Raw genomic sequence first — 22676 nt, forward strand, 5'->3', positions numbered from 1 at the left:
GGGAAGCAACCATAGCGTCTCTTTCTTTAAACCACCCTAAAATCCTTTAGGGTGGTTTTTTTAAAACATAAAAGGAGAGGTTTTAAATGAACAATTTGTTGACAATGAAAGATTTACCGACAAATGATATCGAAGAGATCTTAAGGGATGCGGATCATTTTTCAAAAGGTGAAATATGGACGCCGAAACGGCAAACCTTTGTGGCGAACCTCTTCTTTGAACCAAGCACTCGAACGAGATTTAGCTTTGAAGTCGCTGAAAAGAAAGCAGGGCTTGAAGTGCTAAACTTTCAAGCGGATGTCTCAAGCGTGCAAAAAGGAGAAACGCTTTATGACACGATTCGCGTATTAGAGGAAATCGGAACTTCAGCAGTTGTCATTCGTCACTCAAAGGATCGTTATTTTGATGATCTCGTTGGAAAAATCAATATACCTCTGATTAATGCCGGAGATGGATGCGGAAACCATCCAACTCAATCGTTACTTGATGTATTGACCATCCAGCAGGAGTACCTCGTCATTCAGGGCCTAAACGTTGTGATCGTCGGTGACATTAAACATAGTCGGGTAGCAAGGTCGAATGCCGAAGTGTTAACCCGCCTCGGAGCCAACGTGTATTTCTCGGGACCGCCTGAATGGTTTGATGAAACGATGAAAGAATTTCCTTATGTTTCGATTGATGAAGCGGTTGAAATGGCCGATGTCCTTATGATGCTCCGCATTCAGCATGAACGCCACGAAGCAAAAATGGGGCTTTCAAAGGAAGAATATCACGAGCGGTACGGATTAACGATTGAACGTGAAAGAAGGATGAAAAAGCATAGCATCATTATGCACCCGGCACCGTTTAACCGCGATGTGGAAATTGCGAGTGAACTTGTAGAAGGGCCGCGTTCGAGAATTTTCAAGCAAATGCATAATGGCGTTTTTATCCGCATGGCAGTATTAAAATGGGCATTAACATCCATCATGAAGGAGGATTTAAAATGGCAACGTTGTTAAAAAATGGGAAATTATTAAACGATCAAGGAAATCTTGAATCAAAAGACATACTTGTTGATGGAACGAAAATTGCGAAAATCGCTGAAGAAATTGATGGGACTGGCCATGACGTCATTGATGTAAGTGGTAAGCTCGTCATTCCGGGAATGATTGATTTACATGTCCATTTACGTGAGCCGGGTGGTGAACATAAAGAAACGATCGAAACTGGAACGAAAGCTGCCGCCCACGGTGGATTTACAACAATTGCGGCCATGCCAAATACGCGCCCGGTCCCAGATACGAAAGAACAACTGGAATGGTTGAACAAAAGAATTAAGGAAACGGCACATGTACGTGTGTTGCCGTATGCTTCGATTACAACACGGCAATTAGGGCGTGAACTGACGAACTTTGCACAGTTAAAAGAAGCTGGTGCTTTTGCTTTCACTGATGACGGAGTAGGTGTTCAATCGGCAGGAATGATGCTTGATGCAATGAAAGAAGCAGCGGAACATCAGATGGTAATCGTTGCTCATTGTGAAGAAAATACGCTCATTAACAAAGGTTCCGTACATGAAGGGAAATTTTCCAAAAAGCACGGCATTAACGGAATACCTTCCGTATGTGAAGCTGTTCAAATTGCAAGAGATGTATTGCTCGCAGAAGCAGCGGACAGCAGCTACCATGTTTGCCATGTAAGCACGAAAGAATCGGTTCGCGTCATAAAAGATGCAAAAGAGGCTGGCATTAAAGTTACGGCAGAGGTTACTCCACATCATCTTTTATTATGCGAAGACGACATACCTGAACTTGATCCAAACTTTAAAATGAATCCGCCACTAAGAGCGAAAGAAGATCGGGATGCACTCATTGAAGCATTAAAGACAGGTGTCATCGATTTCATCGCGACTGACCATGCACCGCACACTGCGGAAGAAAAAGATCAAGGAATGGAACTTGCGCCGTTTGGAATCGTTGGTCTTGAAACTGCTTTTCCATTGCTATATACGAATCTCGTTTTGAAAAACGTTATTTCGCTCAAACAACTCGTTGACCATTTAACCATCAATCCGGCAAAAGCGTTCAATCTCCCATTCGGCTCGCTTGAAGAAGGAAAAACGGCAGACATTGCGGTCATCGATCTTGAGCATGAAGAGGCTATTAACCCGGAACGTTTTGCATCAAAAGGGAAAAACACGCCGTTTGCGGGATGGAATTGTAAAGGGTGGCCGGTCATGACCATCGTAGAAGGAAACATCAAGTTTGAAAGGAAGAGTGTAAACGCATGAAAAGAATGTTGGTATTAGAGGACGGAAATGTACTTTACGGCGAAGCGTTTGGTAGCTTAGAAGAACGTGATGGCGAAGTGGTATTTAATACGGGAATGACCGGGTATCAGGAGATTCTTTCAGATCCATCCTATTGTGGTCAAATCGTGACATTAACTTACCCGCTAATTGGAAACTACGGGGCGAACCGCTACGATTTTGAATCGATCACACCTGCGGCAGCCGGGCTCATCGTTCATGAAGCATGCGATAGCCCGAGCCATTTTCAAGCATTATCGACAATGGATGAACTGTTGAAAGCAAAAAACATTCCTGGTCTGAAAGGAGTCGACACGCGGAAATTAACCCGCATTATCCGCAACTACGGTACGTTAAAAGGAAAGATTTGTTCCGCAGAAAGAAATGCTCAAGAAGTTGTTCAAGAATTGAAAAATATGCCTGAGAGAACAGACCAGATTGCAAGTGTTTCAACAAAAGATGCCTATCATATTCCGAATCGCGGCTTGCGCGTCATTGCTGTCGATTATGGCGCAAAAAGCGGCATTTTGCGCGAACTCGTGGACAGAGATTGTGATGTTATCGTCGTACCGTATAACACGACTGCGGAAGAAATCTCCTTGTTAAATCCGGACGGCGTGTTTTTAAGCAACGGTCCTGGAGATCCGAAAGACGTGCCTGAAGCGCTTCCGATGATCAATGCGATATTGGAGAAAGAAATCCCGCTTTTCGGCATTTGCATGGGCCATCAGTTATTTGCACTCGCATCAGGTGCGAACACAACAAAATTAAAATTCGGACATCGCGGTTCCAACCACCCTGTTAGAGAACTTTCGACTGGCAAAATTTCAATAACGGCGCAAAATCACGGCTACACCGTTGATATGGATTCAATTAAGGGCACGGACCTTGAAGTGACGCATATTGCCGTAAATGATGGGACGGTGGAAGGATTAAAACATAAATATAAGCCGGCTTTCTCCGTCCAATATCATCCAGAGGCGTCGCCCGGGCCGCATGATGCGAATCCGTTGTTCGATCAATTTATTGCTTTAATGAAAAACAACAAGAAAGAAGGTTTGAAAAATGCCTAAACGCGAAGACATAAAAAAAATCCTTGTGATCGGATCCGGTCCAATTGTGATCGGACAGGCTGCTGAATTTGACTATGCCGGAACACAGGCTTGCCAGGCGTTAAAAGAAGAAGGCTTTGAAGTTATCCTGGTGAATTCGAACCCTGCAACGATCATGACAGATACAACGATGGCCGATAAAGTATTTATCGAACCTTTAAATCTTGAATTTGTCAGCCGCATTATCCGCCAGGAACGTCCGGACGGACTACTCGCAACACTTGGCGGCCAAACCGGCTTGAACTTAGCGGTTGAACTTGCAGAAAGCGGCATTTTGGAAGAATGCAATGTGGAACTTCTAGGGACTGAACTTTCAAGCATCCAACAGGCGGAAGACCGCGACCTTTTCCGTGAACTAATGCGCGAATTAAATGAACCGGTGCCGGAAAGCGCGATTATCCATTCGCTTGAGGAAGCATACACGTTTGTCAACGAAATCGGTTATCCGGTCATTATTCGCCCGGCGTTTACGTTAGGCGGAACCGGCGGCGGTATTGCGACGAATGAAGAAGAATTGAAAGAAATCGTTTCTAACGGTTTGCACTTAAGTCCGGTCCATCAAATTTTGCTTGAGAAAAGCATTGCCGGTTTTAAAGAAATTGAATATGAAGTCATGCGCGACAAAAACGATACGGCGATTGTCGTTTGTAATATGGAAAACATCGACCCTGTCGGCATCCATACAGGGGACTCGATCGTGGTTGCCCCGAGCCAGACGTTAAGTGACAGAGACTATCAAATGCTGCGAAATGCGTCGCTTAAAATTATCCGCGCGCTTAAAATTGAGGGAGGCTGTAACGTTCAGCTTGCGCTTGATCCAAATAGCAGCCAGTACTATGTCATTGAAGTCAATCCACGTGTCAGCCGGTCATCAGCACTTGCTTCAAAAGCGACCGGTTACCCGATTGCGAAAATCGCGGCAAAAATTGCGGTGGGCTATCAGCTTGATGAAATCATCAACCCGGTGACAGGATCAACGTATGCAAGCTTTGAACCGGCACTCGATTATATCGTGTCAAAAATTCCGCGCTGGCCGTTTGATAAATTTGAAGGCGCCAATCGCAAGCTCGGTACACAAATGAAAGCGACAGGAGAAGTCATGTCGATCGGCCGCAACCTTGAGGAATCGCTGTTAAAAGCTGTACGCTCGCTTGAAACAAAAACGTATCATTTAGAAGTGAAAAACGCTGAAAAAATGACGGACGAAGAGTTGAACAAGCGTTTAATGACTGCCGATGATGAACGATTATATTGTGTAGCGGAAAGTTTCAGACGAGGAATGGGAATCGAAGACGTTTGGAGCTTAACGAAAATTGACCGATTCTTCCTTGTGAAGATTAAAGGCATCGTTGAACTTGAACGACAGCTGCTTGAAAATGTCGGGAACGTTGAACTATTAAAACAGGCGAAAGAAAAAGGGTTCAGCGATAAATGGATTGCAAAAGCATGGGGAATGGCGGAAATCGATGTATACAACCTTCGAAAAGAAAATGGAATCATGCCGGTATATAAAATGGTTGATACGTGTGCGGCCGAATTTGAATCCGCAACACCTTATTTTTACGCGACGTATGCCGAAGAAAATGAATCCGAAAAAACGGAAAGAGAGAGTGTACTTGTTCTTGGTTCTGGACCTATTCGCATCGGACAGGGGATCGAGTTTGACTACGCGACCGTCCATACCGTATGGGCTATTAAAGAAGCGGGTTATGAAGCGATCATCATTAACAACAACCCGGAAACGGTATCAACTGATTTCAGCACATCCGATAAACTATACTTTGAGCCGCTCACGATTGAAGACGTAATGCATGTGATCGATCTTGAGCAGCCGAAAGGGGTTATCGTTCAGTTCGGCGGGCAAACGGCCATTAACCTTGCATCTGCTTTAGAAGAAAGAGGCGTGAAAATTCTAGGAACATCGCTTGATAATATGGACCGTGCGGAAGACCGCGACCGTTTTGAACAAGCGATGCAAGAACTTCAAATTCCGCAGCCGGAAGGGAAAACCGCGTTTTCAGTTGAAGAAGCTGTAAACATCGCGAATAGAATTGGCTATCCGGTTCTCGTTCGCCCATCTTATGTACTCGGAGGGCGGGCAATGGAAATTGTTTATAAAGAAGAAGAACTGCTTCATTACATGGAAAATGCGGTCAACGTTAATCCTGAACACCCAGTGTTAATTGACCGTTATTTAGAAGGAAAAGAAGTAGAAGTTGATGCCATCTCTGACGGCGAAGACGTTTATATTCCGGGCATCATGGAGCATATCGAACGTGCAGGCGTCCATTCCGGTGACTCGATCGCCGTTTACCCGCCGCAAAATCTTTCGAACGAACAACGGGAAAAATTGGTTGAACGTACGATTAAGTTGGCAAAAGGATTAGGCATTGTTGGGCTTCTCAACATTCAATTTGTCCTTCATGATGGTGAAGTGTACGTATTAGAAGTCAATCCTCGTTCAAGCCGTACCGTGCCGTTCTTGAGCAAAATTACCGGTGTGCCAATGGCCAATATCGCGACAAAAGTCATCTTAGGGGCAAAATTAAAAGAATTAGGATACGGCACGGGCTATCGCGAAGAAAAAGATGAAGTATTTGTTAAAGTACCGGTCTTTTCATTCGCAAAGCTGCGCCGCGTTGACACATTTTTAGGGCCAGAAATGAAATCGACGGGAGAAGTAATGGGCCGCGATGTTACGCTCGAAAAAGCGTTATATAAAGGGCTTATTGCCTCAGGTATGAAGATTCCGACATATGGATCTGTACTCTTCACGGTAGCGGATAAAGATAAGAAAGAAGCCTTCCAATTAATGAAACGCTTTTATGAAATCGGCTATACGATTATGGCGACAGAAGGAACGGCACGTTTCCTATCAGACCATCATATTCCGGTGAAAGTCGTCCATAAAATCGGCTCAGCCGAAAAGAACTTGCTCGATGTCATTCGCCAGGGAGAGGCGCAATTTGTCGTCAATACGTTGACGAAAGGAAAAGCGCCGGAGCGTGACGGATTTAGAATTCGCCGTGAATCTGCAGAAAACGGGGTCGTTTGTTTGACAAGCCTCGATACGGCAGAAGCGCTGCTTGGGGTGCTTGAATCATTAACCTTTACAGCTCGTTCGATGCCTGCATTTCAAATGAATCAAGAGGTATCCGTATGAAAAAAGAACTCGTAAAAGTCGTTTCCCAGAAGAAAATCGCCCGCGACATTTTTCAATTAGTCGTGAAAGGAGATGTCGTCCAAATGATGACATCTCCCGGGCAATTTGTCCATTTAAAAGTAAGTGATGGATATCATCCGATCTTGCGGCGCCCGATCTCGATTGGCGATGTCGATCTCGAAAAAAATGAATTAACGATGCTTTACCGAAAAGAAGGAATCGGAACTGCTCTTTTAAGCGAAAAAAAGCCGGGGGATGTTGTCGATTTGCTTGGTCCTTTAGGAAATGGGTTTGGTGTCAATGATTTAAAGAAAGGACAAACGGCGCTTCTTGTTGGCGGCGGCATCGGTGTTCCCCCTCTTTATTACTTAGGGAAAGAATTGAAAAAGCGCGGTATCCGCATCATTTCCGTTTTAGGCTTTCAATCTGCAGCAGATTGCTTTTACGAAGAGAAGTTTGCTGAATTCAGTGAAGTGTACGTATCAACAGTTGACGGCTCAAAAGGCACCAAAGGATTCGTGACGGATGTCATCTTACAGAACCCATTCGATTATGACATGCTTTATTCATGCGGTCCGACGCCGATGTTAAAGGCGATTGAGACGAACATCCAGCCGGAAAAAGGATATTTTTCTCTGGAAGAGAGAATGGGCTGTGGAGTCGGCGCCTGTTTTGCATGTGTTTGTCATGTGAAAAATGGAGAACCGTTCGATTATGTGAAAATTTGCAGTAATGGGCCAGTATTCCCGATTGGAGAGGTGGAACTATGAACCGGCTTGAAGTGAATTTACCCGGTCTTACAATGAAAAATCCGATCATGCCGGCATCTGGTTGTTTCGGTTTTGGAAAAGAATATGCGAAAGTTTATGATTTAAGCGTACTTGGAGCCATTGCGATTAAAGCAACAACCGTTGAGCCGCGTTTCGGCAATCCGACGCCGAGGGTCGCAGAGACGAATGCTGGAATGCTTAATGCAATCGGCCTGCAAAACCCGGGTCTTGAGGGAGTTATTAAAAACGAGCTGCCTGCGCTTGAACGATATCAAATCCCGATTGTCGCTAACATTGCTGGAACAACAGTTGAAGATTATGTTCACGTTGCACGTGAATTATCAAAACATCCGCTCGTCTCCGTTTTGGAATTAAATATTTCCTGCCCAAATGTAAAAGAAGGCGGAATCCAATTCGGGACACAGGCTAAGGTGGCCCATGAGCTCACGAAACAAGTAAAAGAAGTGTCAGAAAAACCGGTATATGTGAAGCTTTCTCCGAATGTTTCTGATATTGTCGAAATGGCCGTGGCGGTGGAAGAAGCCGGTGCGGACGGACTTTCGATGATCAATACATTGCTCGGAATGAGAATCGATTTAAAGACGAGAAAACCGATTCTCGCGAACAAAACAGGCGGCCTTTCCGGCCCGGCTGTAAAACCGGTGGCGATCCGAATGATTTATGAAGTAAGCCAAAAAGTATCGATCCCAATTATTGGCATGGGCGGGATCATGTGTGCGGAAGATGTCATCGAAATGATGCTTGCCGGCGCTTCTTGTGTGGCGGTCGGAACGGCGAATTTCGTTGACCCGTTTGTTTGCCCGATGATTATCGAACAATTGCCCGCTCTCTTAGATCGGATGGGAGTAGAAAAAATAACGGACATCATTGGAGGGAGCTGGAAATAATGACAAACAATGAAGTAATTATTGCGCTCGATTTTCAGGATAAAAGGCAGGTCAATCAATTTCTAGAGCCGTTTGGGGACAGACATCTCTGGGTTAAAGTCGGAATGGAGCTTTTTTATCAGGAAGGCCCGGGGTTGATCGCTGAATTAAAAGAAAAAAATTATTCGATTTTCCTTGATTTAAAATTGCATGATATCCCGACGACAGTTCAAAAAGCAATGAACCGTCTGGCGGGACTCGGTGTTGACATGGTCAATGTGCATGCTGCCGGCGGGAAAAAGATGATGGAAGCGGCAGTGGAAGGTCTCGAGTCCGGAATCGCTAAGGGGCAAAAACGGCCGTTTTGCATTGCGGTTACACAATTGACAAGCACATCGCAAGAAATGTTGCAAAAAGAGCTTCTTATTTCGAAAGCGATGAACGACGTTGTCGCCGAGTACGCATTTCTTGCGAAAGAAAGCAAGATGGATGGCGTCGTTTGTTCACCGCTTGAAGCAGGCTTAATTAAAGAAAAATGCGGCTCCGCGTTTTTGACGGTCACTCCAGGCATTCGCATGGAAGGCGATGAAAAAAACGATCAAAAACGAACGGCAACGCCATCTGAAGCAAGAAAATTAGGCTCTGATTTCATTGTTGTTGGACGAAGCATTACACATTCACACAATCCGGTAAAAAGCTATGAAACAATAGTAAGCGAGTGGAGGAAGCCTGAATGAAAGAACTAATTGCAAAAGAATTGCTTGAAATAAAAGCTGTTACATTATCTCCCGATGAGCCATATACATGGTCAAGTGGGCTGAAGTCGCCAATTTATTGTGACAACCGGCTGACGCTTTCATTCCCGGATGTGCGCGGGAAAATTGCCGATGGCTTAACGCAACTTGTAAAGGAATCCTTCCCGGAAGCGGAAATGATTGCAGGAACGGCAACGGCTGGAATTCCACATGCGGCATTAGTTGCCGAGCGGTTAAATCTGCCAATGTGTTATGTCAGAAGTAGCGCAAAAGCCCATGGAAAAGGAAAGCAAATTGAAGGGCAAGTACATGCGGGAATGAAAGTCGTCGTCATCGAAGATTTAATCTCTACGGGCGGAAGCAGTATAACAGCCGTTAAAGCATTGCGCGAAGCAGGTTGCGATGTTGTAGGTGTTGCCGCCATTTTCACATACGAACTTGAAAAAGGGAATGCGCAACTTGCGGATGCCGAACTTAACGTGCAAACGTTAACAAATTATAGTACATTAATAGATGTAGCCGTAAAAGAAGGTTATGTTACGGAGGAACATCAAGCCAGGTTGCAAGAGTGGAAAAAAGATCCGGAAAATTGGTTTGAAGCATAAGAACGACTCCAGTGCATAATGAATAATAATGCACTGGAGTTTACTATTTTAATAGGGGGTGTATTTTTTGAGAAAGATGAATGGCGAGGAATTTGATCAGCTTGTTTCATTTTTTGATGGAATGGCGCGAACAACATGGTTAGGTTCAATTCACGATACATTAAAAGAGCTTTCAGGCACTTGGAAAGAAAAAAGGGTGCTAGATGTCGGCTGCGGAACAGGCAGGCTTCTCTTAAGAGGGGCGGATGAAGCGGAAAAGCTGACCGGCGTTGATCTTTCCACGGAAATGGTAAAGGCTGCGCGGCAAAACTTTTTTCTCCATAATCGCAGCGAAAAAGGGGAATTTCTTGTTGGAGATGCTTGCAAGCTTCCTTTTTCGGATGAAACGTTTGATGTTTCACTATCGACTTGTGTCATGTTTTTGCTTCCTGAACCGCGTGAAGGCGTGTCGGAAATGGTGCGAGTGACAAAAAAAGATGGCAGTCTTGCGATGTTAAATCCATCATTACATATGAAGCAGTCCGAGGCGTTTCAATATTGCCTGGAAAATGGAATTAGCGGATTTGAACAGGAGGCAATGTTAAAATGGGCGAACGTCTCGACAAGACGCCATCGCTACTCGAGCGAGGAGTTAACCGCTCTTTTGAATGAACTTGGCTTATCATCCGTCCGCCATCATGAAGTGCTCGGCGGTCTTGCGCTAATTACGGTCGCAAAAAAATAGCCGCGGCACAAACAGCGTCTGGCTTTGCCTTTCGAGTATTGCCCGACAGCAAATAGCGCGGACATTCGTCCGCGCTATTTCTGCCTTAATTTAAGCATTAAATCTTCACTTGGGGTCACGTAAATGGTCTGCTGGTTGTCATAAATGACAAAACCGGGCTTTGCTCCGCTCGGCTTTTTTACATGGCGGATCAAAGTATAATCGACCGGCACGGCACTTGATTGGCGGGCCTTGCTGAAATAGGCGGCAAGGTTCGCGGCTTCAAGCAATGTTTTCTCGCCAAACTTTTCCGCTTTTATAACGACATGCGATCCCGGGATGTCTTTCGTATGAAGCCACGTTTCATTTTGGCGGGACGCCTTATGGGTTAAATAATCGTTTTGTTTATTGTTTTTGCCGACATAGATCAGGATCCCTTCAGAGGAAAGATAAGATTCTAATTCCGGCTTGCTGCCTGCTTTCCGCTTTTGCCTCGTTAAGCGCTGTTTAAGATACCCTTGTTCTTCCAGTTCCTCTCTTATTTCGGCAATATCTTTAACGGAAGCCGACTCCATTTGTTGCCCTAAGCTTTCAAAGTACTCTAACTCTTCTAGTGCAATTTGAATTTGCTCCTTGACGACAGAGATGGAACTTTTCAGCTTGTTATACTTTTTAAAGTAGCTCTGGGCGTTTGCTGATGGAGTTTTTAACGGGTCAAGGTCAATCGTGACAACCGGCTGCCCTTCTTCATAGTAATTCATCACTTCGACTTTTTTGTCCCCTTTTTTAATCAAATGTATATGAGCGGTTATAAGCTCGCCAAAGATCCGATATTGATCCGCTTTTTCCGTCGATTGAAGTGTGGCTTTCAGCTTTTTGATTTTCTTTTTCAGCTTATCTATTTCATTTTGAATAAACCGTTCGAGGTCGGCCGCTTGTTGTTTGACTCTGTCCCGTTCCGCTTTTCCGTAAAAAAAGCGGTCAAGGAGCCCGCTAACTGTTTCAAATGACCTCACTTCACCTTGCAGGTGGGTTAAATGAATAACGGAAAAGTACTCTTTTTCGTTTGTGGCCACCATTTGCGGTTCATATTCATGTCGGCATATCTTGTCCAATACATTGAAAAAAGCACTGGCAATTCTTTCTTTTGTTGGCAGGCCAGCTCTTGATGTAATCTCGGCAGCGATCAGCGGAGAGATTCCACTGTAAAGCTGAACGAGCTGACGGTCAATTTGTCCCGCATTCCAATCGATTTTCGCCACGAGTCCACTTTCGGTTTCCTCAAGCGGGGAAACTTTATGCTGAGATGGTGGCGCAACATAAGCTTGCCCGGGAAGGATCGTCCGGTGCCTGTTTAAAGATGGCGGAATATGTTTAATACTGTCAAGGATCATCCCTGTTTTTTCATCTATTAAAATAATATTGCTATGTCGCCCCATAATCTCAATGATTAGCTTTTTATATGTCTCGTCACCGATTTCATCCCTGTTTTTCAATCTGATTTCAATGATCCGTTCCATTTCAATTTGATCGATCTCTTCGATGATTGCCCCTTCCAGATGTTTGCGCAATAGCATGCAAAACATGGGAGGAACTTGAGGGTTATCATACGATTTTTCCGTTAGATGGATTCGGGCAAACGAGGAATTAGCTGAAATCAATAGTTTGTAATTTTTTCTGCCCGCACGAACAGTAAACAATAAGTCTGTTTTATCAGGTTGATAGATTTTTGTAATCCGGCCCGAAAGAAGCCGCTCGCTCAATTCGTTCGCAGCCGCTCTTGTTACAATTCCGTCAAAGCTCATCATCATTCACCTCTTTCTACTCAATTAAGTATAGCATGTTTAAGGACATGCCCGCATATAGTTGACTATAACTAATCTAGCAGAGGTGGAAGTATGAACTGGTATGAATTATCGCAGGAAGAGGTTGAAAAGCTGACGAACAGTAATACGAAAGTGGGCCTCTCGGACAAAGAAAGCGAGAGGAAGTTAAAGGAATTCGGCTACAACCAGTTGCAAGAGGCGAAAAAGCCATCGGCCATTCTCGTATTTCTCGGACAATTTAAAGATTTTATGGTCCTTGTCTTGCTAGCTGCCACACTTTTATCAGGAATGCTCGGAGAGTATTTAGATGCGATCGCCATTATTTTAATTGTCATCATGAACGGAATTCTCGGGTTCATTCAAGAAAGGAAAGCGGAAAAGTCACTTGCGGCGCTCAGGGAGTTATCCGCACCGACCGTTACCGTTTTACGAGAAGGATCATGGACGAACCTTCCGGCGAAAGAGTTGGTTGTCGGAGACGTCGTTAAAATCTCGAGCGGAGACCGGGTTGGAGCCGACTTGAGACTCATCTCGGCAAAAGGGCTATATATTGAAGAATCGGCATTGACCGGCGAATCCCTTCCTGTTCATAAATCATCTGATAGCATAAGAGGGAGGGAACTTCCACTTGGTGATCAATCGAACATGGCGTTTATGGGGACGATGGTGACGAGAGGAAACGGCGTTGGGATCGTCATCGGCACGGGAATGAAAACGGAAATGGGGAAAATCGCGCATTTAATCCAAAGTGCCGAAACCCTTTTAACACCGCTTCAATTAAAGCTTGAACAGCTCGGGAAAATCTTAATTGTAATCGCGCTATTATTGACCGTTCTTGTAGTCGCGGTCGGGGTTTATGAAGGGCATGACTTATACAGCATGATTTTATCCGGAGTGTCGCTTGCAGTTGCGGCGATACCTGAAGGACTTCCTGCTATCGTTACGATCGCGCTTGCATTAGGCGTACAAAAAATGATTAAGCGAAAAGCGATTGTGAGAAAACTGCCTTCTGTTGAAACGCTTGGTTGTGCAACCGTCATTTGTTCGGATAAAACAGGCACGCTTACCCAAAACAAAATGACCGTTACACATTTATGGAAAGAAGGTCAAACATGGAATGTGACAGGAAGCGGGGACTCTACTGGCGAGTTTTTAAGAAAGGGGAAGAAATGCAATATCGAAAACGATGAAACGCTTTTGCAGCTGCTATCTTACTCCATTCTGTGCAACAATGCAGAACTTGTCTATTCGGAAAATAGAGATTCGTATACGATTAATGGCGACCCGACAGAAGCTGCCCTTGTCGTGAGTGGATTGAAGGCAGGAATCACAAAAGAATCATTGCTGGAGCAAATCGAAATTCTCGACGAATTTCCGTTTGACTCCACGCGGAAAATGATGAGTGTCGTCATCCAAAACAAAAATAGTGAAAAGTTTGTGATTACAAAAGGTGCACCAGATGTCCTTTTGCAAAAATGTGACTATATTATATGGGATGGAAAACGCCAATTGATCAGGCAACAACATATTGAAAAAGTAAAAGAGGCCATCATGTCGCTTGGCAGCCAGGCCCTTCGGACAATCGCTGTCGCCTATAAACCGTTAAAATCGGCAGATGATGCAACTTCGGCGCGATCAGCTGAAAGCCATCTTACATTTGTCGGATTGCAAGGGATGATCGATCCGCCAAGGCCAGAAGTGCGCAGGAGCATTAAAGATTGTCAAAAAGCCGGCATTAAAACGGTGATGATAACCGGTGACCATGTCGTTACCGCAAGCGCTATCGCGAGACAACTTGACATATTACCGCCAAACGGAAAAGTAGTTGATGGCGCGTCTTTGCAGGCGATGAGCGAGGAAGAATTAGAACGGGAAGTTGAAAATATTTATGTTTATGCCCGTGTTTCACCGGAACATAAGCTGAAAATCGTCAAGGCATTGCAGAAACGTGGACATGTCGTGGCGATGACGGGGGACGGCGTGAATGACGCACCCGCCATTAAATCCGCCAATATCGGTGTGGCGATGGGCATAACGGGAACGGATGTGGCGAAAGAAGCATCGTCCCTCGTCCTTAGTGATGATAATTTTGCGACGATCCGGGCGGCGATTGAAGAGGGAAGAAATATTTATGAAAACATTAGAAAGTTCATTCGCTATTTGCTCGCTTCTAACGTTGGGGAAATACTTGTTATGTTGTTCGCGATGTTATTAAAAATGCCGCTTCCGCTCTTGCCGATTCAAATATTATGGGTAAATCTCGTAACAGACGGATTGCCGGCAATGGCGCTCGGTGTCGATCCGGCTGAAGACAATGTAATGAAACGTGAGCCGAGAAAATCAAATGAAGGCGTTTTTTCACGGGGATTGGGTTGGAAAATAATTTCCAGGGGATTTATGATTGGAGCGGTGACAACATTAGCATTTTGGATTGCGCTTAAGGAAAATCCGGATTTTCTCATCAGAGCACAGACAATAGCTTTCTGTACACTTGTCATGGCCCAGCTGATCCATGTGTTTGATTGCCGGAGCGAGCGATCCGTTTTCCATCGTAATCCTTTTCAAAATATATACCTTGTTCTAGCCGTCTTATCATCGGTCTTGCTTTTGCTCGTCGCGATGTACATTCCATTCCTGCAATCCATCTTCCATACGATTCCGCTCAATTTGCGCGACTGGCTGCTTGTCATCGGTATGGCTTCCATTCCAACATTTGCGCTCGCCGGATTCCAGGTCTTTAAGAGGTAATGAAGGGATGAATAAGAGGTGATAAAAGGGTGAGTAAATATTCATCCTTTTATCACCAACAAAATTGCTTTAGCAATATTGTTGTATCTTTCGACAAAATTGTTTAGAATTACATAATGGTATGGTAAAATGAAAGCAATCAGGGTGCGGACAAACGTTTTTCATATACATAGATTATGGCTCGGACAGGAAATGGTTAGAATAGAACTACCAGGGTTAGGGGCGGTTATTTTATGAAATTAATAAATATAGGATATGGAAATATTGTTGCAGCTCACCGCATCGTTTCAGTCGTCAGTCCAGAATCTGCACCAATCAAACGATTAATAACGATGGCTAGAGACGGGAATATGTTAATCGATGCGACATATGGACGGAGGACAAGAGCTGTTATTATAACCGACAGTGATCATGTCATTTTAACCGCTGTTCAACCGGAAACGGTAGCACAACGCTTGCTTTCAATTGAAGAAGGCACCGAGGACTAAGGAATGGAAGGTTGTTTTAGGAGGTTTATATGAATACAGAACGCGGCATATTGTTCGTGCTTTCAGGTCCTTCCGGAGTTGGTAAAGGTACGATTTGCAAAGCATTACGGGCGCAGAACATTGAAGTTAACTACTCAGTGTCGGCAACGACGAGAAAGCCTCGCGCCGGAGAGAAGCACGGAGTAGATTACTTTTTTAAAACACATGAAGAATTTCAACAAATGATTCAGAACAATGAACTGCTTGAATGGGCGGAATATGTCGGGAACTATTACGGTACGCCAATTGAGTATGTGAAAAAAACGCTGGATGAAGGAAAAGATGTCTTGCTTGAAATCGAAGTTCAAGGCGCACTTCAAGTAAAAAAGGCCTTTCCAGAAGGCGTGTTTATTTTCCTCACTCCGCCGAGCCTGGAAGAGTTGCGCAATCGGATTGTCGGCCGGGGGACGGAGACTGAAGACTTAATCAGCAATCGAATGAAAGTGGCAAGAGAAGAAATTGAGATGATGCAGCATTACGATTATTCTGTTGTCAATGATGAAGTAGAATGTGCATGCAACCGGATTAAAGCCATTATCACGACCGAGCATTGTCGTGTGGATCGTGTGACGAACCGCTATAAAAATTTATTAGGAGTTGAATAACATGCTTTATCCATCGATCGATAAGTTAATGGAAAGAATTGATTCCAAATATTCCCTTGTTACGCTCTCTTCGAAAAGAGCAAGGGAAATTCAAAAATACTCTAACAGTTTGATCGAAAAGCCAGTCTCTCATAAATATGTCGGAAAAGCATTAGAAGAGATTAATGCTGGATTATTGTCGGTGAAAAAGAAGGAGCAAGAAAAATAACAACCTAGTTATAGGTTGTTATTTTTTTAAGATGATGAATGAATCAATGGAGGCGGTCTGCTATGGAAATGAAGGGGAAACGAATCTTATTATGCGTAACCGGTGGAATAGCCGCTTATAAAGCAGCGACCATTACAAGCCACTTATATAAAAAAGGTTACGAGGTAAAAGTGATGATGAGTGAATCAGCGCAAGAGTTTATCACTCCCCTTACCTTTCAAACCTTGTCACGTAATGAAGTATATACAAATACATTTGAAGAAAGAAGGCCTGACGTAATCGCCCACATTGATTTAGCCGATTGGGCGGATTTAATTGTTATCGCTCCGGCTACTGCAAATATAATTGGGAAGCTGGCCAATGGAATCGTTGATGATATGATCACAACAACTTTGACGGCAAGTACGGCACCAGTTTTCATCGCTCCTGCCATGAACGTTCATATGTATACTCATCCTGCCGTTGTAAAAAATATGCAAACCCTTGCTTCTTTTGGCTACCAATTTATCGAACCTGGCGAAGGGCTTCTTGCCTGTGGGTATATTGGAAAAGGGAGATTAGCGGAGCCGGAAGAGATCATCGAGGCAATCGATTCCTTTTTTATGAAGAAACCGGATTTGCCTTTACAAGGAAAACATCTTCTCGTAACGGCAGGACCAACGCGTGAAGAGGTTGATCCCGTCCGGTATTTTACGAACCATTCGTCCGGAAAAATGGGCTATGCAATTGCCCGCGCGGCCCGCGAACTCGGGGCGGATGTCACTTTAGTGAGCGGTCCGACAGCGCTAAAGGCGCCTGAAGGAGTCGAGCTCGTATCGGTCACTTCAACGGAAGACATGTATCATGCTGTAATGGAACGATATGAGAAACAGGATATTGTCATAAAATGCGCGGCCGTTGCCGATTATACGCCAAAAGTAAAATATCAGGAAAAAGTGAAGAAAAAAAATGAAGGCTGGACGATTGAAATGGAGAAAACAGTCGACATTTTGCATGCCCTGGGAAGAAATAAGCAGCACCAGATTCTTGTTGGCTTTGCTGCAGAAACAGATAATGTTGAAGAATATGCAAAGGACAAGCTCGAGCGGAAAAATCTGGATATGATTGTTGCCAATAATGTGGCTAGCCCTGGTTCCGGGTTTGGAACGGAAACAAACGAAGTGACCATCATAAGAAAAGATGGTGAGATGAAAAAATTTCCGCTATTAAGTAAAGAAGAAGTTGCTCATCGATTGTTGCGAGAAATATTGGATTTGATGGCCAAATGATTGCGAAAGTCATCGTCGATGTTCCGGCAAATACGGTCAATCGCTCGTTTGACTACAAGGTTCCTGAAAAATGGACGGATACGATCCAACCGGGAATGAGAGTCGTCGTTCCGTTTGGACCGAGAAAACTGCAAGGGTTCGTCATCGAACTTTGCGGGAAGTCGGAGGCAAAGCGGCTGAAAGAAATTGATGAACTCCTTGATCCTGTACCTGTCTTAACAGATGAACTAATCGAGTTAGGAAAATGGCTCGCAAAAGAAACCCTTTGCTTTTTAATTTCCGCTTATCAAGTGATGCTTCCTTCAGCTATGAAGGCGACGTACAAGAAAGAATTTCGCTTGCTAAATGAAAATGAAAGCCTGCCGGCTGAAATAAGCGAATGGTTTAAACATCGAAAGAGTGTACCTTTAGAAGATGTATTATCGGTAACGCCATCGCCTCTTTCGCTCTTTCAAAAACTCGTAAAAGAAAAAAAGCTTGAAGTCATTTATCAAATAAAAGATAAAGCAGCGGTAAAAACGGTAAAGCTAGTGAAAGCCAATGGCGGCCGCAAAGAAATCGAACGTTACTTGGATTCTTTAATGAAACAGGCTTTAAAACAAAAAGAAATATTAAACTACTTTTTAAGTCATAATGAAGCTGTTCCGATCGGTGATTTGATCGATATGTTTGATACGACACGATCGACGATTCAGGCGATGGTGAAAAAAGGGTTTCTTGTTTTAGTTGAACAGGAAGTCTACCGAAACCCGTATGATAAAAACTATCATCCTTCAAAACCGCTGATGCTTACGACAGAACAGCAAAAGGCCATTCAACCGATTTTACGAAACATCGAAAACGGTAAGCATGAAACGCTGCTCATTCATGGGGTGACGGGAAGCGGGAAAACAGAAATTTATTTGCAATCGATACAAGAAGCAATAACTAAAGGGAAAGAAGCGATCGTGCTCGTGCCGGAAATCGCGTTAACGCCACAAATGGTCACCCGTTTTAAGGAGCGGTTCGGTTCACATGTTGCTGTATTGCATAGCGGATTATCCATCGGTGAAAAGTATGATGAATGGCGGAAGATTCATCGTAAAGAAGTGTCCGTCGTGGTCGGGGCAAGGTCAGCTGTATTTGCGCCGTTTGAAAATCTTGGATTGATTATTATCGATGAAGAACATGAATCGAGTTACAAACAGGAAGAAAATCCGCGTTATCATGCCAGAGATGTGGCCATTTGGCGAGGAAAGTTTCATCAATGTCCGGTCGTTTTAGGAAGTGCCACTCCTTCATTAGAGAGCTATGCGCGGGCGCAAAGAAACGTTTATACCTTATGTGAATTGAAAGAACGTGTAAATAATAGAGAACTTCCTGCCGTTTCAGTAATAGATATGCGGGAAGAGCTGCGCGCGGGAAACCGTTCGATGTTTTCACGAGAGCTTTATAGCAAGCTCTCCGAGCGGATCGAAAAAGGGGAACAATCTGTACTGCTTCTTAATCGCCGCGGCTATTCTACCTTTGTTTTATGCCGTGATTGCGGCTATGTAGCAGGCTGCCCGCACTGTGATATTTCATTAACCTATCATAAAAAACACCATCTATTAAAATGTCATTATTGCGGTTATCAGGAAGGAATGCCTTCTGTCTGTCCGTCCTGTTATAGTGAACATATCCGTTTTTTTGGAACAGGGACGCAAAAGGTTGAAGAAGAATTGGCCAAAATTTTGCCAGAGGCGAAAGTCATTCGGATGGATGTTGATACAACATCCCGGAAAGGAAGCCATGAAAAGCTGCTGAATGAATTTGGTAGCGGTGCGGCCAATATACTTCTCGGCACACAAATGATTGCTAAAGGGCTTGATTTTCCTAAAGTTACGCTCGTCGGTGTACTGGCAGCGGATACGATGCTCCATCTGCCGGATTTTCGGGCTTCAGAAAAAACGTTTCAGTTGTTAACCCAGGTAAGCGGGCGAGCGGGCAGGCACGCGTTAAAAGGGGAAGTTGTCATTCAAAGCTATACGTGTTCCCATTACAGCATTCAACTTGCTGCCGAACACGACTATCTATCTTTTTACAAAAAAGAAATGGGAATAAGAAAAGCCCATCAATACCCGCCATACTACTATTTAAGTTTAGTGACGATTTCTCATCCGGATTTAATGAAGGTTGTTAGTGTAAGTGAAAAAATCGCGGCATTTTTAAAACGCCAGATGACGAACGAAACGATCGTGCTCGGTCCTGTTGCATCGCCACTTTCGCGCATTAAAGATAGATATCGGTATGCAGTCATGGTAAAATACAGAAATGAACCGCGGCTGGATGAATATTTTTCTGACCTGATTCATCACTATCAGCGTGAAATTTCATCCGGCGAATTGCAACTATCAATCGATATGAATGCACTAAATATGATGTAGCATCTCAGTGATTAATTAATGAATGGAGAGTTTTTAAATGGCAGTAAGAGACATCGTTTGTCATCCAAATGATATTTTAGAAAAAGAATGCAAGCCAGTAGCAGAATTTAATAATGAATTACACCGATTGTTAGACGATATGTTTGAAACGATGTATGAGGCGGAAGGTGTAGGCCTTGCCGCTCCGCAAATCGGGATTGGCCAGCAAATCGCCGTTGTCGATATCGGTGATGACAATGGGCAAATTGAAATGATCAATCCTACGATTACCGAAAGGGAAGGAGAACAAACCGGAATAGAGGGATGCTTAAGCTTTCCCGGTTTATTTGGGGATGTAACGAGGGCGCAAAAGGTAACGGTTAAAGCGCAAAACCGTTTTGGCGAAGAATTTATTTTAAAGGCGGAAGGTTTTTTAGCGCGAGCCCTTCAACATGAAATCGACCACTTAGGCGGTATTTTATTTACGACAAAAGTGACAAAATTTTATACAGAAGAAGAATTGGAACGAGAAAGGTAGGTGCCTGGAGTGAAAATTGTTTTTATGGGAACACCGGATTTTTCCGTCCCTATATTACGCCAATTAGTTATGGATGGCTATGAACTGCAGGCGGTTGTCACACAGCCGGACAAGCCGCAGGGGCGCAAAAAGATCATTAAACCGACACCTGTAAAAGAAGAAGCTTTGCGTCATCAAATTCCTGTTTATCAACCGCGGAAATTAAGGGAAGAATATGAAGAAATCATTCAATTAAAGCCAGATTTGATCGTGACGGCGGCATATGGGCAAATTTTGCCGAAGGCGGTATTGGAAGCTCCCAAATATGGCTGCATTAACGTACATGCCTCTTTGCTTCCGGAATATAGAGGCGGAGCGCCGATTCATCAATGCATTATCGATGGAAAAAAAGAAACAGGTGTTACGATCATGTATATGGTCGAAAAGCTGGATGCCGGAGATATTCTCACTCAAGTTGTCGTTCCGATTGAAGAGGATGACACTGTCGGTACGATGCATGATAAACTTAGCGCGGCCGGGGCAAAATTATTATCGCAAACAATACCTGACCTTATCGAAGGAAAGATACGTCCGGTAAAGCAGGACGATGAGAAAGCGACATTTGCCAGCAATATTTCCAGGGAGCAGGAGAAAATTGACTGGGGGAAAGATGGCGAAGATATTTACAATCAAATCCGCGGGTTAAATCCATGGCCTGTCGCTTATACTAGCTTAAACGGTAAACCGCTAAAAATATGGCAGGGATTAAAAGTTAAGCGGAAGGAACCGATGGAACCCGGCACGATTGTAGAAATCCAAAATGACGGTTTTGTCGTTGCCTCCGGAAACAAAACGGCGATACTCGTAACGGAATTGCAACCGGCCGGCAAAAAACGAATGGCGGCAAAGCAGTTTCTACAAGGTGCCAATTTATCCATTGGAACAAAGTTAGGTGAATCTTTTGAAAAATAGTGCAAGAAACATTGCCCTTGATATCCTTATTAAAATTGAACAAAACCAGGCCTACAGCAACCTCCTTCTTAACCAGTCGATCAAGAAGAGCGAGTTAAGCAAAACTGACATTGGACTTTTAACCGAACTTGTCTATGGAACCATTCAAAGAAAAAACACGCTTGATTTCTTTCTTACGCCGTTCATTAAAAAAGGGATGGACAAGGTCGACCGCTGGGTGCTCGTATTGCTTCGCATGTCGTTGTACCAAATGCATTATTTAGACAGAATTCCCGACCATGCGATCTTGAACGAGGCCGTCGAAATTGCAAAAAGACGCGGCCATAAAGGAATTGCGTCATTCGTCAATGGTGTCCTTAGAAAAATTCAGCGAGAAGGGGTCAGAAGTTTTAAAGAGATCGACGATAAAATCGACCGTATCGCCCTTGAATATAGCACTCCACGCTGGCTGGTGAAACGATGGATCAAGCAGTATGGAGAAGAAGAAACGATTCAGATGTGCCAAATAAATACAATCCCGGCACCGGTTGCAGCAAGAGTCAACAGCAACCAAACGACAAGGGAAGAGGCCATCAAATTGTTGGAAAACGAAGGGGTTATCGCAAGTCGTGGAGAACTTTCCCCGAGTGCTATTAAAATTGTAAAAGGCAGCCTCCCCCAATCAGAAAGTTATAAAAAAGGGCTATTGACGATTCAGGATGAAAGTTCGATGCTCGTTGCCCCGGCGCTCGATGTTAAACAAGGGCAAAAAATTTTGGATGCATGTTCCGCTCCGGGAGGGAAAACGACGCATATCGCAGAATTGTTAAATCATTCAGGTGAAGTGATTGCGCTTGACCTTCATCCACATAAAGTGAAGCTCATCCTTGAACTAAAAAGTCGCCTTCATTTAACGAATGTTGAAGCGAAAGCGTTAGATGCACGAAAGGCGCCTGATGTATTTGAACCGGAATCATTTGATCGCATTTTAGTCGATGCTCCTTGCACAGGATTTGGTGTTATTCGGAAGAAGCCTGATTTAAAATGGACGAAAAAAGAATCAGATGTTGAAAGAATTACCGATATTCAACGAGAGATTTTAGATAAAGTCGCTGGTCTTCTGAAGCCCGGGGGTCTATTATTATATAGTACATGTACGATCGATAAAGAAGAGAATGAACAGATGGCAGTTCAATTTCTGAATGAACATCCGGAATTCAGCTGGGATGACGCATTTATTAAAAGACTTCCAGAACCGTTGCAGCCCTATGTAAAAGCGGGAAAAGCCCAGGTGCAAATTTTGCCCCATTATTTTAACAGCGACGGCTTTTACTTAGCATGCTTTAAAAAAAGCTAG

General features: G+C 44.0%; 19 protein-coding genes. 18 read left to right on the forward strand and 1 reads right to left on the reverse strand.

The window, feature by feature from the left end:
* Positions 1–86: 86 nt before the first annotated feature.
* The 9 genes from WD019_RS01335 to WD019_RS01375 all read left to right on the forward strand — a co-directional run bounded on the left by WD019_RS01335 (position 87) and on the right by WD019_RS01375 (position 10306).
* Entirely contained in the window at positions 87–1001 is a 915-nt protein-coding gene (locus tag WD019_RS01335; protein ID WP_425710420.1) for an aspartate carbamoyltransferase catalytic subunit, read from the forward strand.
* Positions 986–2272, forward strand: a complete 1287-nt coding sequence (locus tag WD019_RS01340) for a dihydroorotase (RefSeq protein ID WP_425710421.1) — start codon at positions 986–988, stop codon at positions 2270–2272. Before WD019_RS01335 ends, WD019_RS01340 begins: the two co-directional genes overlap by 16 nt.
* Complete coding sequence (carA, locus tag WD019_RS01345) at positions 2269–3363, forward strand: glutamine-hydrolyzing carbamoyl-phosphate synthase small subunit (RefSeq protein WP_026675936.1); 1095 nt, start codon at positions 2269–2271, stop codon at positions 3361–3363. Before WD019_RS01340 ends, carA begins: the two co-directional genes overlap by 4 nt.
* Positions 3356–6565: a carbamoyl-phosphate synthase large subunit gene (gene carB, locus WD019_RS01350; protein WP_425710422.1), complete on the forward strand. Its 3210-nt coding sequence runs from the start codon at positions 3356–3358 to the stop codon at positions 6563–6565. The genes carA and carB overlap by 8 nt, the downstream gene beginning before the upstream one ends.
* The gene (locus WD019_RS01355; RefSeq protein WP_425710423.1) at positions 6562–7335 is read left to right on the forward strand and encodes a dihydroorotate dehydrogenase electron transfer subunit; all 774 of its coding nucleotides are present in this window, start codon (positions 6562–6564) and stop codon (positions 7333–7335) included. Before carB ends, WD019_RS01355 begins: the two co-directional genes overlap by 4 nt.
* Positions 7332–8243, forward strand: coding sequence for a dihydroorotate dehydrogenase (locus tag WD019_RS01360; RefSeq protein ID WP_425710424.1), 912 nt, complete (start codon positions 7332–7334; stop codon positions 8241–8243). Before WD019_RS01355 ends, WD019_RS01360 begins: the two co-directional genes overlap by 4 nt.
* Positions 8243–8959, forward strand: a complete 717-nt coding sequence (pyrF, locus tag WD019_RS01365) for an orotidine-5'-phosphate decarboxylase (RefSeq protein WP_026675932.1) — start codon at positions 8243–8245, stop codon at positions 8957–8959. Before WD019_RS01360 ends, pyrF begins: the two co-directional genes overlap by 1 nt.
* Positions 8956–9582: an orotate phosphoribosyltransferase gene (pyrE, locus tag WD019_RS01370; RefSeq protein ID WP_425710425.1), complete on the forward strand. Its 627-nt coding sequence runs from the start codon at positions 8956–8958 to the stop codon at positions 9580–9582. The genes pyrF and pyrE overlap by 4 nt, the downstream gene beginning before the upstream one ends.
* 76 nt (positions 9583–9658) lie before the next feature.
* On the forward strand, positions 9659–10306 hold the full coding sequence (locus WD019_RS01375; RefSeq protein ID WP_425710556.1) for a class I SAM-dependent methyltransferase: 648 nt from the start codon (positions 9659–9661) through the stop codon (positions 10304–10306).
* Between the two features lie 74 nt (positions 10307–10380).
* Here WD019_RS01375 and WD019_RS01380 read toward each other — a convergent pair whose 3' ends face one another.
* Positions 10381–12096, reverse strand: a complete 1716-nt coding sequence (locus WD019_RS01380) for an Rqc2 family fibronectin-binding protein (protein ID WP_425710426.1) — start codon at positions 12094–12096, stop codon at positions 10381–10383.
* Between the two features lie 87 nt (positions 12097–12183).
* On the opposite strand from WD019_RS01380, the gene WD019_RS01385 reads away from it, so the two are divergent.
* The 9 genes from WD019_RS01385 to rsmB all read left to right on the forward strand — a co-directional run bounded on the left by WD019_RS01385 (position 12184) and on the right by rsmB (position 22676).
* On the forward strand, positions 12184–14859 hold the full coding sequence (locus tag WD019_RS01385) for a calcium-translocating P-type ATPase, SERCA-type (protein ID WP_425710427.1): 2676 nt from the start codon (positions 12184–12186) through the stop codon (positions 14857–14859).
* A gap of 233 nt (positions 14860–15092) precedes the next feature.
* Positions 15093–15347, forward strand: a complete 255-nt coding sequence (gene remA, locus WD019_RS01390) for an extracellular matrix/biofilm regulator RemA (RefSeq protein WP_026675927.1) — start codon at positions 15093–15095, stop codon at positions 15345–15347.
* A 29-nt stretch (positions 15348–15376) separates the two neighbouring features.
* Positions 15377–15991, forward strand: a complete 615-nt coding sequence (gene gmk, locus WD019_RS01395) for a guanylate kinase (protein WP_026675926.1) — start codon at positions 15377–15379, stop codon at positions 15989–15991.
* Position 15992: 1 nt separating this feature from the next.
* Positions 15993–16199, forward strand: coding sequence for a DNA-directed RNA polymerase subunit omega (gene rpoZ, locus WD019_RS01400; protein WP_026675925.1), 207 nt, complete (start codon positions 15993–15995; stop codon positions 16197–16199).
* Positions 16200–16261: 62 nt separating this feature from the next.
* Positions 16262–17467, forward strand: coding sequence for a bifunctional phosphopantothenoylcysteine decarboxylase/phosphopantothenate--cysteine ligase CoaBC (gene coaBC / locus WD019_RS01405; protein WP_026675924.1), 1206 nt, complete (start codon positions 16262–16264; stop codon positions 17465–17467).
* Entirely contained in the window at positions 17464–19872 is a 2409-nt protein-coding gene (gene priA / locus WD019_RS01410; RefSeq protein WP_425710428.1) for a primosomal protein N', read from the forward strand. The genes coaBC and priA overlap by 4 nt, the downstream gene beginning before the upstream one ends.
* Positions 19873–19909: 37 nt before the next feature.
* Positions 19910–20389: a peptide deformylase gene (gene def, locus WD019_RS01415; RefSeq protein ID WP_026675922.1), complete on the forward strand. Its 480-nt coding sequence runs from the start codon at positions 19910–19912 to the stop codon at positions 20387–20389.
* 24 nt (positions 20390–20413) lie between these two features.
* Positions 20414–21340, forward strand: a complete 927-nt coding sequence (gene fmt, locus WD019_RS01420; protein WP_425710557.1) for a methionyl-tRNA formyltransferase — start codon at positions 20414–20416, stop codon at positions 21338–21340.
* The gene (gene rsmB, locus WD019_RS01425; protein WP_425710429.1) at positions 21330–22676 is read left to right on the forward strand and encodes a 16S rRNA (cytosine(967)-C(5))-methyltransferase RsmB; all 1347 of its coding nucleotides are present in this window, start codon (positions 21330–21332) and stop codon (positions 22674–22676) included. Before fmt ends, rsmB begins: the two co-directional genes overlap by 11 nt.

This window comes from Fictibacillus sp. Mic-4 (assembly GCF_049843615.1).
Classification (GTDB): domain Bacteria; phylum Bacillota; class Bacilli; order Bacillales; family Fictibacillaceae; genus Fictibacillus_A; species Fictibacillus_A gelatini.